Source organism: Achromobacter sp. ACM01, from assembly GCF_014851745.1.
In the GTDB taxonomy this organism is placed as follows: domain Bacteria; phylum Pseudomonadota; class Gammaproteobacteria; order Burkholderiales; family Burkholderiaceae_B; genus Achromobacter; species Achromobacter aegrifaciens.
In genome coordinates, this window is record NZ_JACVAF010000004.1 from 279,850 (window position 1) to 295,887 (window position 16,038).

At 67.0% G+C, this 16,038-nt stretch carries 12 protein-coding genes; 9 read left to right on the forward strand and 3 right to left on the reverse strand.

Annotated elements, in window-relative coordinates; all coding sequences use genetic code 11:
* Positions 1–60: 60 nt before the first annotated feature.
* Positions 61–1,746 carry a ShlB/FhaC/HecB family hemolysin secretion/activation protein gene (locus IB268_RS21700; RefSeq protein WP_192354787.1) on the reverse strand — a complete coding sequence of 562 codons (1,686 nt, stop codon included), beginning with the start codon at positions 1,744–1,746 and terminating at the stop codon, positions 61–63.
* A gap of 290 nt (positions 1,747–2,036) precedes the next feature.
* Here IB268_RS21700 and IB268_RS21705 point away from each other — a divergent pair, with 290 nt between their 5' ends.
* The 3 genes from IB268_RS21705 to IB268_RS21715 all read left to right on the forward strand — a co-directional run bounded on the left by IB268_RS21705 (position 2,037) and on the right by IB268_RS21715 (position 6,152).
* Entirely contained in the window at positions 2,037–2,798 is a 762-nt protein-coding gene (locus IB268_RS21705; protein ID WP_192330309.1) for a uracil-DNA glycosylase, read from the forward strand.
* Between the two features lie 277 nt (positions 2,799–3,075).
* Entirely contained in the window at positions 3,076–4,875 is a 1,800-nt protein-coding gene (locus IB268_RS21710; RefSeq protein ID WP_054456966.1) for a DEAD/DEAH box helicase, read from the forward strand.
* A gap of 89 nt (positions 4,876–4,964) precedes the next feature.
* Positions 4,965–6,152, forward strand: a complete 1,188-nt coding sequence (locus IB268_RS21715) for a class I SAM-dependent methyltransferase (RefSeq protein ID WP_192354788.1) — start codon at positions 4,965–4,967, stop codon at positions 6,150–6,152.
* A 55-nt stretch (positions 6,153–6,207) separates the two neighbouring features.
* Here the strand turns inward: IB268_RS21715 and IB268_RS21720 are convergent, their stop codons facing one another.
* Together IB268_RS21720 and IB268_RS21725 are read right to left on the reverse strand one after the other, a co-directional pair.
* The gene (locus IB268_RS21720) at positions 6,208–7,308 is read right to left on the reverse strand and encodes a CCA tRNA nucleotidyltransferase (RefSeq protein WP_119450167.1); all 1,101 of its coding nucleotides are present in this window, start codon (positions 7,306–7,308) and stop codon (positions 6,208–6,210) included.
* Complete coding sequence (locus tag IB268_RS21725) at positions 7,305–9,455, reverse strand: lytic transglycosylase domain-containing protein (protein ID WP_119450166.1); 2,151 nt, start codon at positions 9,453–9,455, stop codon at positions 7,305–7,307. The genes IB268_RS21720 and IB268_RS21725 overlap by 4 nt, the downstream gene beginning before the upstream one ends.
* A gap of 115 nt (positions 9,456–9,570) precedes the next feature.
* Here IB268_RS21725 and IB268_RS21730 point away from each other — a divergent pair, with 115 nt between their 5' ends.
* The 6 genes from IB268_RS21730 (at position 9,571) to IB268_RS21755 (ending at position 15,951) form a co-directional block, all read left to right on the forward strand.
* On the forward strand, positions 9,571–10,245 hold the full coding sequence (locus IB268_RS21730) for a 5-formyltetrahydrofolate cyclo-ligase (RefSeq protein WP_192354789.1): 675 nt from the start codon (positions 9,571–9,573) through the stop codon (positions 10,243–10,245).
* 420 nt (positions 10,246–10,665) lie between these two features.
* Positions 10,666–12,099, forward strand: a complete 1,434-nt coding sequence (locus IB268_RS21735) for a circularly permuted type 2 ATP-grasp protein (protein WP_054456977.1) — start codon at positions 10,666–10,668, stop codon at positions 12,097–12,099.
* A gap of 2 nt (positions 12,100–12,101) precedes the next feature.
* On the forward strand, positions 12,102–13,073 hold the full coding sequence (locus IB268_RS21740) for an alpha-E domain-containing protein (protein WP_054456979.1): 972 nt from the start codon (positions 12,102–12,104) through the stop codon (positions 13,071–13,073).
* A 13-nt stretch (positions 13,074–13,086) separates the two neighbouring features.
* Positions 13,087–13,890: a transglutaminase family protein gene (locus IB268_RS21745; RefSeq protein ID WP_054456981.1), complete on the forward strand. Its 804-nt coding sequence runs from the start codon at positions 13,087–13,089 to the stop codon at positions 13,888–13,890.
* A gap of 55 nt (positions 13,891–13,945) precedes the next feature.
* Positions 13,946–14,809 (forward strand): proteasome-type protease, encoded by an 864-nt coding sequence (locus IB268_RS21750; RefSeq protein ID WP_175213007.1) that lies wholly within the window; start codon positions 13,946–13,948, stop codon positions 14,807–14,809.
* Between the two features lie 347 nt (positions 14,810–15,156).
* Entirely contained in the window at positions 15,157–15,951 is a 795-nt protein-coding gene (locus tag IB268_RS21755; protein WP_192354790.1) for a DUF3800 domain-containing protein, read from the forward strand.
* The last annotated feature ends 87 nt before the right edge of the window (positions 15,952–16,038 follow it).

Genomic DNA, 16,038 nt, shown 5'->3' on the forward strand with positions numbered 1-16,038 from the left:
GCGCTGCGGGACTCGCGGCGCAAGGAGCGAAGCGCGGGCGTGGCCCGGCCGCGCTTGACGCTAAAACTCGAACATCAGTGACGCAGCCAGTACGGTGCTCTGGGTCTTCAGGCTTTCTGGTTTCTTCAAGGGCCAACCCGCCGACAGGTCGTAACTCGCGCTCAGGCCGGGCAGGGCGATCCGGCCGCGCATGCCGGTCACCGCGCCGATCAGCGTGCGGCCGGACAGGTACTCCGCCGACGGGCCTCCGACCCGTCCGACGTCCAACCCGGTGTAGAACTGCTGACCCAGATCGCCGAGGTTCAGCGACAGGTCTTGGCGCAACGTCCAGCCGTCTTCGGCGGCCAGCGTCATCTCGCCATCGAAGCCGCGCACGGCGTAGCGGTTGCCGATGGTGAAGTAGTCCGCCGGCACCACCGCGGTCTTGGCGTGCTGGATCTGCCAATTGGCCTGATACGCCAATTGCTGGTCCGCCACCTTGAACGGCAGATGCAGTCCGGCGTTGGCCGTGAGCAGGGTGCTGCGCCCATTCCAGTCGGGGTCGCCGTAGATGTAGCCGGGACGGTCGGAGAACTGCGGCAGCGTTCCGCGCACGCCGCCACCCACGTCCAGCGCGGCGGGGCCGATGTACTGGCGATGCCCATAACCGAACTCATAGCCGGTGATGTCGCGTCGCTGCACGTCGATATCGACGTCGTTGATGGTGCTGTTGACGCGCTTGCGCAGGAATTTCAGCGTCACCGTGCCCTTGTAGGCGCCAGCCCGATAAGGCACCACGGACACGCCCGCCTCGATCTGCTTGGTGGTGCCGCCGTAGATGACCGGGTCGTCCAGGCCCGCCACGGTCTGGCGATAGCGCGAACGGCTGGCGCCGGCGAACAGCGTCCAGTACCCGAAGGGAATGCTGTAGTTCATGGAGGCCGCGCGCGTTCCGGCGTCATCGCGGCGCAGCGCGGCGTTGCTGTTCCATGAAACCGACAACTGGTCATACAGGAACAGCGGAGAATCCAGCGTGAGGCCGGCGTTGATCTGTTCCTTGCCGGTGGACTCCATGCCGCCGTTGTCACCGCCCAGATAGGCATGCCAGCGCTTGCCGCTGCCGGGTTTGATGAGGATGTCGGAGTCGCCGACGCTCGGACCTGGCTCCACGTCTATGGTGGCATCGGCCTGGCCGCCAAGCCGCCGGATGTTTTCCAAGGCCTGGTCCAGATCGCGCTGATTCAGTTCGCCGCCCGGGCCGGTCGGCAGCGCCGTGCGCCACCAGCCCGCGGCGCCCTCGCTCTGGACTGCCGAAATGCGGCCTGGCACGTAACGCAACTGCAACTCGCCTGCGGCCAAGGATTGCTCCGGCACCAGTACGCGCGCGGTGATCAATCCTTGAGCGATGAGCAGCGCGTGCAAATGCTCCTGCAACTTCTTCAAACCCTGTCCGCCCAGGCAGGGGCCGATGGCGGACTCGGCCGCGCGGCGCAGCGCCGACGGCGGTTCGGGGGAGTCCCATTGCACTTCGCGCAGCACGAAGCACCGGCTTTCCTCGGGAAAGACCAGCGGCCCTTCCCCCGCGGCCGGCGCCTCGGGCGCGGACAGGACGTCTGGACGCTGCGCGGCGCGCGCGCGCTGCGCCTCGAGCTCCTGTTCCTGGCGGCGCTGGATCTCGGTGGCGCGGTCAGCGGCCGCGGGCAGTATGGGTTGGGCTGCCAAGGGGGATGCGAACACCGCCAGCAAGGCCACTGCGGTCAGCTTCATATGAAAGCCATTGCTTCTGGATTTTTCTTAATGAAACCGCCCGCGGATGCAGCGATTGCGCCTACCTGCAAAGGTCTGTTCGTTTTCATTTGGGAGGGACTACGTGCAAATGCGCGGTTCTGGTTGTTTGGCGCAATGCACGAATTCTGGTCAGCAAGATTTGTCGCAAGTTAAGCGAATGGCAGGCCGTTCCGCACCAGAAAATTCTGATAGTTGACAGTAGAAGAGCGCTTTTTCGGCCCTCAATGCCCCGCCCGGCGTCCTCGGAAGGCTGTGCCACAATTGCGCCCATGCACCAGGACAACCGCCTACTCCACTCCTCCCTGGCCACTCAGGCCGCGCAGCTCTCCTCCGCCTGGAAAGTCGCTTTCGAGACGCGCGCCGTGGCCGACGCGCTGGCCGGCGTAATCGCCCATGTGGACAAGCGCCTGGAAGAAGGCGCGGTGGTCTATCCGGCCACGCCTTTCCGCGCCCTGCACGGCCTGGAGCCGTCGGACGTGCGCGTGGTGATCCTGGGGCAGGATCCCTATCACGGGCCGGGCCAGGCCCAGGGGCTGGCCTTCTCGGTGCCGGACGACTGCAAGCGGCCGCCCAGCCTGCGCAACATCTTCAACGAAATCGCCCAGGAGTTTCCGGGCACCCGCGTGCCGGCCGGCAACGACCTGAGCGTTTGGGCGGAACAGGGCGTGCTGCTGCTGAACACCGCGTTGACCGTGGAAGACGGCCAGCCGGCCTCGCATGCCAAGCGCGGTTGGGAAACGGTGACGGACGCGTTGATCGCCCTGGTCGCGCGCGACCCGTCGCCCAAGGTTTTCATGCTGTGGGGCGCGCATGCCCAGGCCAAGCGGGCGTTGCTCCCGGACAACAGCGGCCACCTGGTGCTGATGTCCAACCACCCCTCGCCCCTGTCCGCCAGAAGGCCCCCAGTACCCTTCCTGGGCTGCGGCCACTTCCTGGCCACCAATCAGTGGCTGACCAACCAAGGGAAAAACCCTATTGATTGGGAGCTGGACAAAAAAATAATTCCCATGCAGGGCGAATTCGGGTTATGATCGCCGCACTGCACAAAACGAGTTCGGCATTTACCGCCTTGATTTAGCGGAAATTTTCGCAGTCTGCCGGGTGACACAGCCCCGGCCCCATGCCGAACATCATCGATTCCTGACCTCCTTTCCTTTCGCCCTGCGTTCCACTCAGTACACGAGAACGCGCCACGCGCACGGTTGATTCGGTCGGCACGATGCTCCATCAACCGTCGCCTGGATCCGGCCGCCTAATCCCCTGGCCCGACCAAGCACTGCGTCGCATTGATTGCGGCAAGGGAAAGTAATGTCTTTCGAAAACCTGGGTCTTGCGCCCGCTCTGTTGTCGGCCATTCAAGACGCTGGCTTCACCTCCCCCACTCCCGTCCAAGCTTCGGCCATTCCGCAAGCGCTGGCTGGCCACGACCTGATGGTGTCCTCGCAGACGGGTAGCGGCAAGACCGCGGCCTTCATGCTGCCGGCCCTGCACCGCATCGCCCAGATGCCCGCCAACAAGGGCGTCGGCGTGCAAGTGCTGGTGCTGACCCCGACCCGCGAACTGGCCCTGCAAGTCACCGACGCCACCGCCACCTACGGCCGCAAACTGGCCGACCTGCGCACCGCCACCGTCGTCGGCGGCATGCCTTACGGCGCGCAGCTGAAGGCGCTGTCGCGCCGCGTGGACGTGCTGGTCGCCACCCCCGGCCGCCTCATCGACCACCTGAACTCGGGCCGCGTCAAACTGAACACCGTGCACACGCTGGTGCTGGACGAAGCCGACCGCATGCTGGACATGGGCTTCATCGAAGATATCGAGACCATCGTCAGCCGCCTGCCGGAAGGCCGCCAGACGCTGCTGTTCTCGGCCACGCTGGACGGCACCGTCGCCAAGCTGGCCTCGCGCATGATGCGCGAACCGCAGCGCATCGAGATCGCCGGCGCCAAGGAAAAGCACACCAACATCACGCAAAGCCTGCTGTACGCGGACGACGCCAGCCACAAGATGCAGCTGCTGGACCACGTGCTGCGCGACGCCTCGCTGGACCAGGCCATCGTCTTCACGTCGACCAAGCGTGGCGCCGACGATCTGGCCGACCGCCTGGCCGACCAAGGCTTTGCCGCCGCCGCCCTGCACGGCGACATGAACCAGCGCCAACGCACCCGCACGCTGTCGCAACTGCAGCGCGGCCAACTGCGCATCCTGGTCGCCACCGACGTGGCTGCCCGCGGCATCGACGTGCAAGGCATCAGCCACGCCGTCAACTTCGACCTGCCGATGCAAGCCGAAGACTACGTGCACCGTATCGGCCGTACCGGCCGCGCCGGCCGCAGCGGCCTGGCCTTCACGCTGGCAACGCATTCCGAGCGCCATAAGGTCCGCCGCATCGAGCACTACATCGGCCAATCGATCACCCCCGAAGTGATCGCCGGCCTGGAACCCAAGCGCACCCCGCGCCCCTCGGCTGGCGGCGCCGGCCCGCGTGGCGGCAAGCCGTTCGGCAAGCGTCCCGGCGGCGGCTACCAGGGCAACCGCGAAGGCCGTTCCTTCGGCGGCCCGCGTGGCGAATTCAAGCCGCGTGAAGGCGGTTATCAAGGCAACCGCGAGGGCGGCCCGCGCGAAGGCGGCTACCAAGGCAATCGCCCGTTCGGCGACCGCCCGGCCCGTTCCTTCAGCGATCGTCCGAGCTTCGGCGACCGTCCGCAGCGTGAAGGCGGCTACCAGGGCAACCGCCCCTTCGGTGACCGTCCGCAGCGCGAAGGCGGCTTCCGCGGCGGCGACCGCGATTCGCGTCCCAGCTTCGGCGACCGTCCCAGCTATGGCGACCGCCCCCAGCGCGATGCTCGCCCGTTCAGCGAGCGCGGCCCGCGTGAAGGCGGTTTCCGTGGCGGCGACCGCGATTCGCGCCCCAGCTACAACGACCGCGCCAGCTTTGGCGACCGCCCGAGCTTTGGCGACCGTCCCAGCTTCGGTGACCGTCCGCAGCGTGAAGGCGGCTTCCGCGGCGGCGACCGTCCGGAAGGCGGTTTCCGTGGCAAGCCCTCGTTCGACAAGCGCCCCGGCGGCCCCGCCAAGCGCTTCGGCAAGTCGGCTGACCGTCGCGGCTAATCCGCCCGCTTGAACCCAACACAAACCCCGCGCCTGTCGCGGGGTTTGTTTTTTGGGAAAATGTCCGCTTGTCCACGCACCGCCCGACCATGCAACGATCCGCCCCCGCCAACCTGCCCGCCCTTACTCCCGCCGCCCAGGAACACAGCGCAGCCGCTGCCGCGCATCTGCGCGCCACCATCGCCGCCCATGGCGGCTGGCTGTCGTTCGACCACTGGATGGCGCAGGCTCTATACGCGCCCGGGCTGGGCTATTACGCGGCCGGCAACGTCAAGCTGGCCGAGGCCGACGGCGACGTCCGCGCCCCTGCCGGCGACTTCGTCACCGCGCCCCAGCTGACGCCGCTGTTCGCCCGCACGCTGGCCCGCCAGGCCGCCCAGGTGCTGCGCCAGACACAGACCGACGCCGTGCTGGAATTCGGCGCCGGCACCGGCGCCCTGGCCGAAGGCGTGCTGCGCGAACTGGATGCGATGGGCCTGGATCAAACCCGCTACCTGATCCTGGAAGTGTCGGCCGACCTGCGCGCCCGCCAGGCTGAAAGGCTGGCGGCATTCGGCGAGCGTGTGCAATGGCTGGACGCGCTGCCCCAGCGCTTTGCCGGCTGCGTGCTGGCCAACGAAGTACTGGACGCGATGCCGGTGTCGATCTTCCGCTGGAGCGATACGGGCGAGGTGCTGGAGCGCGGCGTGGCGGTGGACGCCGCGCAAGGCTTCGTCTGGGAAGACCGCCCGGCGCCGCCGGCGCTAGCCGCCGCTGTCGCCGCCCGCATGCCGGCCCTGCCCGGTTACGTGTCCGAGATCAACCTGCAAGGCGAAGCCTGGATCGCCGCCATGGGCGGCTGGCTGGAACGCGGCGCGGCGCTGCTGCTGGACTACGGCTTTCCGCGCAGCGAGTACTACCATCCGCAGCGCGCCGGCGGCACGCTCATGTGCCACCTGCGCCATCACGCCCACGGCGATCCGTTCACCGCGCCGGGCCTGCAGGACATCACCGCGCACGTCGATTTCACCGCCATGGCGGATGCCGCGCTCGAGGCCGGCATGCAAGTCCTGGGCTATACCTCGCAGGCCCGCTTCCTGATGAATGCGGGGCTGATGGATCTGTTGGCGCAACTGGATCCGAGCGACGTGCAGCAATACGCGCAAGCCGTGGCGCCCGTGCAGAAGCTCTTGTCCGAATCGGAGATGGGCGAACTGTTCAAGGTGTTGGCGGTGGGACGCGGCATCACCGAACCGCTGGCAGGGTTCTCGCGCGGCGACCGGTTGGGCAAGCTGTAGGAACGCGTGGCGGCCTCATAGGCATGGCCGCCACGTTTTCAGATCCATAGCGGAATCACTGCGCCCGCAGGCGCTCCAGGCGCGCGGCGCGCACCTGCTCCTTGATGCGCGCCGGTTCTCCGGCGCAAGCTTTGGCGATAGCTCCGGCGTCCACGCCGCGCACGATTGCCACGCGCGATTGCCAGGCCGCTCGGTCCACGGAGCGCAGCACGGCCGCCGCATCCAGCAGATCCAGAAAGCGTTCCGGCTTGCGCAGCGCATCGGCGCGCTCCATCAGCGCCAGTTGCGCATCCGCGGGATCGGCGCCTTGCTCCACCGCGTCCAGCCCCGCCAACACTTCCGGCAATAGCCGCGCGTAATCGTTGCATTCCGTGGGCACGCGCAGGCGGCGGCCCATGGCGTCGCGTTCAGGCGTCAGTCGACACAGCAAGGCGTAGCGCCCCGGCAGCGACAGGCCCTGCGCGGCCGCGCGATCCACGTCGGCCGCGGTCTGTTCCACCCCTTGCAGCTCGGGCATCACGCGCGCCAGCGCGCCGCATTGCTGCAGGATGCCCAGCATGCGCGACGGCGCCGCCGCCATCAGGCCGCGCGACAATTCCTTCCAGACCCGTTCTGCCACCAGCGCGTCGGCCTCGCCGGCCTCGACCATGCGGCGGCACAGCGCCAGGGTCTCGGGCGCCACGGAAAAATCGGCAAAGCGCGCCGCGAACCGGGCCAGCCGCAGAATGCGTACCGGATCCTCTTCGAAGGCCTCGCCAACGTGGCGGAAGATGCGGTCGCGCACGTCGGCGGCCCCGCCCAGGGGATCAACCAGCTCGCCGTCCTGCTTCTGCGCGATGGCGTTGACGGTCAGGTCGCGACGGCGCAGATCCTCTTCCAGCGTGACGTCGGCGCCCGTATAGAACGTGAAGCCCTTGTAGCCCCGCCCCGACTTGCGCTCGGTGCGCGCCAGCGCGTATTCCTCTTTGCTGCGCGGATGCAGGAACACGGGGAAATCGCCGCCCACGGGCACGAAGCCGCGGCGAGCCATGTCCTCGGGTGTGGCGCCAACCACGACCCAGTCGTGGTCGCCGGGGGGGAGGCCGAGCAGCGCATCGCGCACCGCTCCGCCCACGATATAGACCTGCAGGCCGTCCGTGGCCGGATCCCGCGTCATGGGATCGAAGTGCTTTCCGCGCCCAGCGGCACGATGTTGCCCAGGCGTTCCTTCAGGGACTGGGGCTGGCCGGTGAACATGGCGGCGTAATACACCGAGTTGGACATCACGTTCTTGACGTAGGTGCGCGTCTCGTTGAACGGGATGGTCTCGGCGAAGATCGCGCCTTCCACGGGATGCGTGAAGGTCGAGCGCCAGTTGTGCGGACGGCGCGGGCCGGCGTTATAGCCTGCGCTGGCCAGCATCTGCGAACCGTTCAGGTCACGCAGCACCATGTTCAGATAGTTGGTGCCGAGTTCGGTGTTGGTGTCGAAGTCGTTGACGCTGTCGGGCGTGAAGTTGCTCATGCCGATCTTGCCCGCGACCCACTTGGCCGTGGCCGGCATCAGCTGCATCAGGCCGGACGCGCCGACGTGCGAACGCGCGTCCATGATGAAGCGCGATTCCTGGCGGATCAGGCCATAGACCCAGGCCGGATCCAGCGCGATGGCGTTGGCCTTGGCGGTGACGCGGCCTTCGAAGGGCGCGATGAAGCGCTGGCTGAAGTCGAACTCTTTTTCCGTGCGGTCGGAGGTGTTGACCACGCGGTCGTAGATGTTCTCGGCGCGCGCCAGTTCGGCGGCGGCCATCAGCTGGCGGTCGCTCATGCCGCGCAGCGTGAAGTTCCATTCCGGCACGGCTTCGGCGCGCCAGCCCAGGCGGAAGAGCTGGATCGCCCGGCGCAGGCCGGGGTTGGCGCGGGCCTCGGTGATTTCCTGGTCGCTAATGGGCGCGGGGCGCGGCGGCACGGTGATGCGGCGGCCCAGTTCCTCGGCGGCCAGCTGGCCGTAGAAGTCGAAGCGGTCGGCGATGCTGGCGTAGGCGGTGGCGGCCTGTTCCTTGTTGCCGCGCGCGGCCTGGCCGCGGGCCTTCCAGTAGATCCAGGACGAATCGGCCTGCTGCGAGGCGGGCATCTGGTCGATGGATTCCATGACCCATTTCCAGTCGATCTTGGGCTGGCGCAAGGCGGCGCGCACCTTCCAGGCGGCGTTGTATTCCGTCATACGGATGTGGCCGGCCTCGTGGTACCAGTCGTCGGCGCGGCTGTCGAGATTCAGCGCGGCGACCAGCGCGTACTGGCCGCGGACCCAGGCCAGGTTCGACTTGGCCATGGACTTGGACCAGTCCCCGGACTTGCCCCATTCGCGGCGCAGGTAGGAATCCGCCACGCTGACGTCGGAACGCGCCAGGCGCGCCAAGGCGATCGTCACCAGTTCCTTCTCGTTGCGGCCCACGGGTTGACGGCTCTGGCGCGTCAGCCACTTCATGGGGTCCTTCATGAGCTGGTCATAGGTTTTCAGGTCGCCCGGCTCGAACATGTACTGCGCGAACTTGCGCGCGTCGGCGGTCTTGTTGGCTTCGATGGCGTCGCGCAGCTGGGGTTCCAATTGCTCCCAACCCATGATGCCGTCGGCGACCAGCTGGTCGTACAGCGCCCAGCAGGCGCCGCCCGGCGCGAACACGGCCGCGGCCTGCGCCGCCGTGGCGCGCTGCCCGGTCATGTGCTTGGCATCGAGGATGGCGCACTCGATCTGCGCATTGCTGTTCTTCACGGGCGCGAGCTTGCGCACGGTTTCGAAGTCTCCGCTGCGGGCCGCGGCCAGCAACCAGTCGCCGCGCAGGCGATCGGCCAGGTAGGCGTCGGAATTGCCGCTGATGAACTTCTGCAGGTCGGCGGTGGGCCGGCCGGTGGCGGGAGGCGTCCACAACTGGTAGCGCAGCAGCCAGTATTCGGGGTACATGCCCAGCGGATCCGGCTTGGCCTGCGGCACCAGCGCGCCCAGCACGGACCACTGCTTGCGGTTCATGGCTTCGCGCGCGGCAACCACGGCGGCCAGCGCGGGGGTCTGGGAAGTCGGCGGCAGGCCGGCCAGCACCGCGGGCGGCACGGAAATGGCGGGTTGCGCAGCCTGAACGGCGGGCTGAGGCTGGGGCTGGGTATTGACCGACGCGCTGCGCTGCTGCGCGTCCACCGGCGCACAGGCCGCGGTGAACAGCGCCAGCAGCGGCAGCCAGCGGCGCAGGCCGGGAGCGGCCTCGGTGGCGGCGGCGGACCCGGATTTCCGCGCGGTTTTCTGATACCGTCCGGGTTGCAGAGTCTGTGTCATGCCCTGTCCCTCATACACTGGCCTTGCCGTACGCCAGCATGCCGGCAATCCACATGTTCGTCCGCATGCGTCCGCACATTCGCCATCATTTGTCCATCCCTCTTACAGCCACCGCATGACTACGCAAAATACTCCAGAGGATACCGCAGTACCGCTACGCGCGCGATTGCGGAAACTGCGCGCTGAACTGCCGGAAGACCAGCGTAGCCGCGGCGGCCTGCTCATGCGCGCACGCCTGTTCACCTGGCTGAATGTGGCGCGCGATGAAGCCGTGCGCGCAGGCCGTCCCGCGCCCGCCACCGTGGCCGCCTTCTGGCCCATGGCCGACGAACCGGACCTGCGCCCCCTGCTCGAACAATGGGTCGAAAACGGCGTGGCCGTGGCCCTGCCCGTGGTGCGCGAACGCAACGCCCCGCTGGCCTTCCTGCCCTGGACGCCGGACGCCGAATTGCGCGCCGGCCCCTACGGCATCCAGGAGCCCGTCGCCGGCGCCGAACTGCTGCCCGACGTGGTGCTGGTGCCCACCCTGGGCTATACCGAACAGGGCGACCGCCTGGGCTACGGCGGCGGCTATTACGACCGCACCCTGGCCGCGCTGCGCGACCGCGGCCACCCGTTCATCGCCATCGGCATCGCCTGGAGCTGCGGCGAGCTGGACGCCGGTTATGAACCCGCCGCCCACGACTTCCCGCTGGACGCGGTACTGACCCAGGACGGCTGGGTGCCCCAGGCGCCGCTGGAACAAGGCGGCACCAGCGGCACCACGCTGCACAGCTTCCGCATGAACTGACGCACCAGTTCTGCTCCACCAGTTTGCACCAATACGGTGCACGACCTATCATAGGGACTGCTGCCGGGCCTAGCCCAGACCCCGGCCGCAGCACGCAGCGCCCGCGCACTTCCGTGCGCTTTCTTCGGCAGCGCCGCCCCACCCGTTCCCCTGGCCAGGCATTTCCGCGCCAGCCCCGCTGACCCCGATCCACCCGCCAGCCCCGGCCAATCCGCGCCTGGCGCCCACGCCATCCCCTGGCCTCAGCCGCCGCGGCGATGGCGCCGCAACGCCCTTCGGAGGATATTGGTCCTCAGGGGCGCCCCCCGCGCGTGCCGGCCAGGCTGGCATGCGGGTTGCTTAATCCATTGCAACCGGCCGGACATTGGCCGGACGGCGGCCGTGCGCGAGCCGGCTGCCGGCACCTGTACCGGAGGAGCCATGAAGGACAGATCATCCCGTCCCGCCGCCTATGACGAAATGCGCGACAGCGCCGGCGGCATACGCTCCCACTACCAGGCTTTCGAGCGCTGGCATGACGAGCAGTCCGCGCAGGCCATGGCCGCGCGCCGCCTGGAAGCGGACCTGAGCTTTCGCCGGGTCGGCATCACGTTTTCGGTGGCGGGCGACGCGGCCGGCACTGAACGCCTGATCCCCTTCGACCTGATCCCGCGCGTCATCCCCGCCGCCGAATGGCGTCTGCTGGAAGCCGGCCTGAAGCAGCGGGTACGCGCGCTCAACATGTTCATCCACGACATCTATCACGGGCACGACATCGTGCGCGCGGACGTGGTGCCCGCCGAGCAGGTATTCCTGAACGCCCAGTACCGCCCCGAGATGCAGGACGTGGACGTGGCCGAGGACATCTACTGCCACATCGCCGGGGTGGACATCGTGCGCGCGGGCGCGGGCGAGTTCTATGTGCTGGAAGACAATTTGCGAGTGCCGTCCGGCGTGTCCTACATGCTGGAGAACCGCAAGATGTCGATGCGGCTGATGCCCGACGCCTTCGGCCGCATCAAGGTGGAGCCGGTGGCGCACTACCCGGACCTGCTGCTGGACAACCTGCGCGAAGTCGCGCCGCACGGCGGCGACGATCCCACCGTGGTGGTGCTGACGCCCGGCATGTACAACTCGGCCTACTTCGAACACGCCTTCCTGGCGCAGCAGATGGGCGTGGAGCTCGTCGAAGGCCAGGACCTGTTCGTCGAGCAGAACACCGTCTACATGCGCACCACGCAGGGGCCGCGCAAGGTGGACGTGATCTACCGCCGCCTGGACGACGACTTTCTAGATCCGCTGTCGTTCCGCGCCGATTCCGCGCTGGGCGTGCCCGGCCTGCTGTCGGTGTACCGCGCCGGCCGCGTGACGCTGGCCAACGCCATCGGCACCGGGATCGCCGACGACAAGTCCACCTACCTGTACGTGCCGGACATGATCCGCTTCTATCTGGGCGAGGAGCCGATACTGTCCAACGTCCCCACCTGGCGCTGCAACCGGCCCGACGAGCTGTCGCACGTGCTGGCCCACATGCACGAACTGGTGGTGAAGGAAGTCCATGGCTCGGGCGGCTACGGCATGCTGGTGGGGCCGTCTGCCTCGCGCGCCGAGGTCGAGGCCTTCAAGGACCGCGTGCGCGCCAACCCCGCCAATTACATCGCGCAGCCCACGCTGGCGCTGTCCACCGTGCCGACCTACGTGGAATCGGGCGTGGCGCCGCGCCATGTGGACCTGCGCCCCTACGTGCTGTGCGGCAAGGACATCCGCACCGTGCCGGGCGGCCTGTGCCGCGTGGCGCTGACCGAGGGCTCGCTGGTGGTCAACAGCAGCCAGGGCGGCGGCACCAAGGACACCTGGGTGCTGGAGGAGGACTGAACATGCTGAGCCGAACCGCCGACAATCTGTTCTGGATGTGCCGCTACACCGAACGCGCCGAAAACACCGCCCGCATGCTGGACGTGAACCTGCAGATGTCGCTGCTGCCGCAGGACGCGCAGCGGCGCGAAGGCTCGTGGCTGGGCGTGCTGCGCATCTCCGAGCTGCAAGGCCTGTACCAGAGCAAGTACGCCTCCATCTCGCCGCACGACGTGCTGCAGTACATGGTGCGCGATCCCGAGAACCCCTCGTCCATCTATTCCTGCATGCGCGCCGCCCGCGAGAACGCGCGCGCCGTGCGCGGCAGCCTCACCACCGAGGTCTGGGAAACCTACAACACCACCTGGCTGGAACTGCTCAAGCACCTGCACACGGGCTTGCTGGAACGCAACCCGGGCGAGTTCTTCGAATGGGTCAAGTTCCGTTCGCACCTGGCGCGCGGCGTCACCATCGGCACCATGCTGGAGGACGAGGCCCTGTACTTCCTGCGCATCGGCATGCACCTGGAACGCGCCGACAACACCGCGCGCATGCTGGACGTGAAGTTCCATGAACGCGGGTCCAACGGCCACGATGGCCGAACCGAGGGAGCCGGCGCGGCGGCGCTGCAAAGCGAGTTCTACCGCTGGTCGGCGCTGCTCAGCTCGGTGTCCGGCCTGGAGATTTACCGCAAGGTATATCGCGACGTCATCACCCCCGACCGCGTGGCCGAACTGCTGATCCTGCACGGCGACATGCCGCGCTCGCTGCTGGCCTCGATGCGCGCGGTGGCCGACGACCTGGCGCGTGTCTCCAACCAACGCTCGACCGAAACCGAGAGGCGCGCCGGCATGCTGTGCGCGGAACTGCAATACGGTCGCGTCGAGGACATCCTGGACAGCGGCCTGCATCAATACCTGGAGCACTTCCTCGACCGCATCAACGATCTGGGCAACCGGATCAGCCAGGATTTCCTGGTGCCGCTGTCGGCCTAGACCGGAGACCGGAATGAAACAGATCATCACCCACGTCACTCACTACCGCTACACCGCCCCGGTCACCTACAGCATCCAGACCTTGCGCCTGACCCCGCGCGACGACGAGCACCAGCGCGTGCTGCGCTGGCATATCGAAGCCCCCGGCGAACTGGACAAGCAGGTGGATGCCTACGGCAACATCACGCACACGCTGACGCTCAACCAGCCGCACACCGACATCGAGTTGCGCGTGGTCGGGCAGGTGCTGGTGGCGCCGCTGGAACGCGGCCTGCTGGGCAGCGAGGACAGCCGCCTGCCGGTGCACGCCTATTGCGTACAGACGCCGCTGACCCAGGCCGACGACACCGTCATGGCCTTCGTGCGCGACGCGCTGCCGGGCGGTCTGCATACGCCGGACGACGTGCTGGCCCTGGCGACCGCGGTCAGCGACCGCGTCGCCTACGAGCCCGGCACCACCGATGTCACCACCGCCGCCAACCAGGTGCTGGCCATGGGCCACGGCGTCTGCCAGGACCATGCCCACCTCTTCCTGGCCTGCGTGCGCGGCCTGGGCGTGCCCGCGCGCTACGTCAGCGGCTACCTGTACACCACCGCCGAACACGCCGCCAGCCACGCCTGGGCCGACGTCTGGCTGCCCGACGTGGGCTGGACCAGCGTGGACATCACCAACCGCCAATTCGCCTCGGACTGCCATTGCCGGCTGGCGGTGGCGCGGGACTATGACTCGGCTTCGCCGGTGCGCGGCGTGCGCAGCGGCGGCGGCCAGGAATCCATGGAGGTCAGCGTGCAGGTCCAGACCAGCGCCCAGCAGTAACATCCCGCCAGCCGCGCCGCAATACAATGCGGCGTGGTTTTCCCTAATTCTGATCATGACCTACTGCGTCGCAGCCCGCCTTGATTCCGGCCTGGTATTCCTGGCCGACTCCCGCACCAACGCCGGAGTCGACCAGATCAGCGTCTTCCGCAAAATGACCGTGTTCGAGCGCCCGGGCGACCGTGTCATGGTGCTGATGAGTTCGGGCAACCTGGCGGTCAGCCAGGCGGTGCTGAACGCGCTGGCGCGCCAGCACGACGAAGGCGGCGAAACCGTCTGGAACGCGCCCGACATGTTCGAGGCCACCCGCCGCGTCGGCGCCGCGGTGCGCTCGGTCTATCACCACGAAGCCCCGGCCCTGCGCGAGCAGGGCGTGGACTTCAACGTCAACCTGATCTTCGGCGGCCAGATCGGCGCCGAACGCTGCCGCCTGTTCCAGGTGTATTCGGCCGGCAACTTCATCGAAGCCGGCCAGGAATGCCCGTACTTCCAGATCGGCGAAGCCAAATACGGCAAGCCCATCCTGGACCGCGTGCTGCGTCCCGACACCTCGCTGGACGAAGCGGCCAAGTGCGCCCTGATCTCCATGGACTCCACGCTGCGCTCCAATATCTCGGTGGGCCTGCCGCTGGACCTGCTGGTCTACGACACGCACTCGCTGCGCGTCACGCATTTCGCCAGCATCGACGAGCACAACGAGTACTTCCGCATGATCCGCGGCACCTGGGGCGAACGCCTGCGCCAGGTCTTCGCCGAGATCCCGGACCCGCTGTGGACCAATCCCGACTCGCCCGATTCGCTGGTCCCTCCCAGCCGCGTGCACCAGCCGCTGCGCGCAGAGCCGGTGGATGCGCCCGTGTCGAACTATCCGGCGCCGCAGGTGTTGGCGGAAGATCCGGGGAAGGATCAGGCGAACTAGGGGCGGTTTCCGGCAGGAACATGCCAAGCCTCCCAGGCCAGAACCCGGGACTCCGTCTGATACCGCAGGCTTCCGCGCGCATTTATGTGTTCCGGACGCCTTGATCCCTTGCAGCACGACCGGAATCTGCTTTACAGTTTCTTCAACGTATATGCACGCCATATGCCCACCTTCCGAGGCCCGCGCAATTCATTGCTGCGGGCTTTCGTGTTTTTGTGCGGCATGAATCGTTGCCATTTTGAATTTGGGTGCGATCTTTCCATTCACTGAAGGAAAGCCAGCCGTCTCCCGCGCCCTACACTGCTTCGATTCGTATGCAAGCCACGTGTCGGACAAAGGGTTACGTCATGCATTACGTCATGTATCTGGACGAGTTCGGCCACATTGGCCCATTCGTCTCTCGTGATCACGACAAGCACCGGACAAGCCCGGTGTTCGGCTTCGGGGGGTTGGTCCTGCCTGTTGAATCCGTGCGCGAATTCGCCATCTACTTCTACAAACTGAAATGCCATCTATTGAAGTTCGAACTGGAACGGCAAGACCAACCTGCGTACCGCTGGGAAAAGAAGGGCGCGCAACTCTATACCGTCCGGAATGTTGAAAAGTACCAGCAGTTGCGGACCGCAACGGGGCGTTTGCTGAACCGGATCAGACAGATTGGCGGACACGTGATTTACAGCGGCGAGCAAAAGACAACAGACGCGGCATCGCATCAACCCGCGGAGATCTTCAAGCAGCAATTGCTACGCATAGTCCGGCGCGCGGATCGCTTTTTCTCGGCAAGGCAGGCCACCTTCATGCTTTTGATCGACGAGCAACAGGCGGGCAGCCGATGGCGCGAAATGAATGTCGAAGCCTGCACGCTGGCGATGTTCGAAGATGCCACCGACCGATGCAGAACGCTGGTCGAGCCGCTGATTCAAGGTGAGAGCCACCTGTTCCAGACCCTTCAATGTGCTGACTGGATCTGCAGCTTGGTGGGCCGGCTGTGCGCCTTCCAGGTGGCGTCCGCGCAGTACCGGGACTGGCAGATTTTTCACCGTTACTTTCATGACCGCGTGCAAGCCGCAGCCCTCCCGTGCAGCGGACTCGGTTCGCAGGAAGAGCAGGAAAATCCCCCGCTCATATCGCCTTCCGCGTAAACCCTCCTTTCCAGCAGCCGAAACCCGGCTTGCGGAACCGCGAATTCTCATCCGGGCGCTGTCGCGCCACACTGGTGTCCGGCCGTC

Excerpts from the sequence above, each read along its gene's own strand:
- IB268_RS21740 (WP_054456979.1), top strand. The coding sequence starts at position 12,102 with ATGCTGAGCCGAACCGCCGACAATCTGTTCTGGATGTGCCGCTACACC.
- IB268_RS21725 (WP_119450166.1), bottom strand. The coding sequence starts at position 9,455 with ATGACACAGACTCTGCAACCCGGACGGTATCAGAAAACCGCGCGGAAA.
- IB268_RS21750 (WP_175213007.1), top strand. The coding sequence starts at position 13,946 with ATGACCTACTGCGTCGCAGCCCGCCTTGATTCCGGCCTGGTATTCCTG.
- IB268_RS21715 (WP_192354788.1), top strand. The coding sequence starts at position 4,965 with ATGCAACGATCCGCCCCCGCCAACCTGCCCGCCCTTACTCCCGCCGCC.
- IB268_RS21710 (WP_054456966.1), top strand. The coding sequence starts at position 3,076 with ATGTCTTTCGAAAACCTGGGTCTTGCGCCCGCTCTGTTGTCGGCCATT.
- IB268_RS21745 (WP_054456981.1), top strand. The coding sequence starts at position 13,087 with ATGAAACAGATCATCACCCACGTCACTCACTACCGCTACACCGCCCCG.
- IB268_RS21700 (WP_192354787.1), bottom strand. The coding sequence starts at position 1,746 with ATGAAGCTGACCGCAGTGGCCTTGCTGGCGGTGTTCGCATCCCCCTTG.
- IB268_RS21720 (WP_119450167.1), bottom strand. The coding sequence starts at position 7,308 with ATGACGCGGGATCCGGCCACGGACGGCCTGCAGGTCTATATCGTGGGC.
- IB268_RS21755 (WP_192354790.1), top strand. The coding sequence starts at position 15,157 with ATGCATTACGTCATGTATCTGGACGAGTTCGGCCACATTGGCCCATTC.
- IB268_RS21730 (WP_192354789.1), top strand. The coding sequence starts at position 9,571 with ATGACTACGCAAAATACTCCAGAGGATACCGCAGTACCGCTACGCGCG.
- IB268_RS21735 (WP_054456977.1), top strand. The coding sequence starts at position 10,666 with ATGAAGGACAGATCATCCCGTCCCGCCGCCTATGACGAAATGCGCGAC.
- IB268_RS21705 (WP_192330309.1), top strand. The coding sequence starts at position 2,037 with ATGCACCAGGACAACCGCCTACTCCACTCCTCCCTGGCCACTCAGGCC.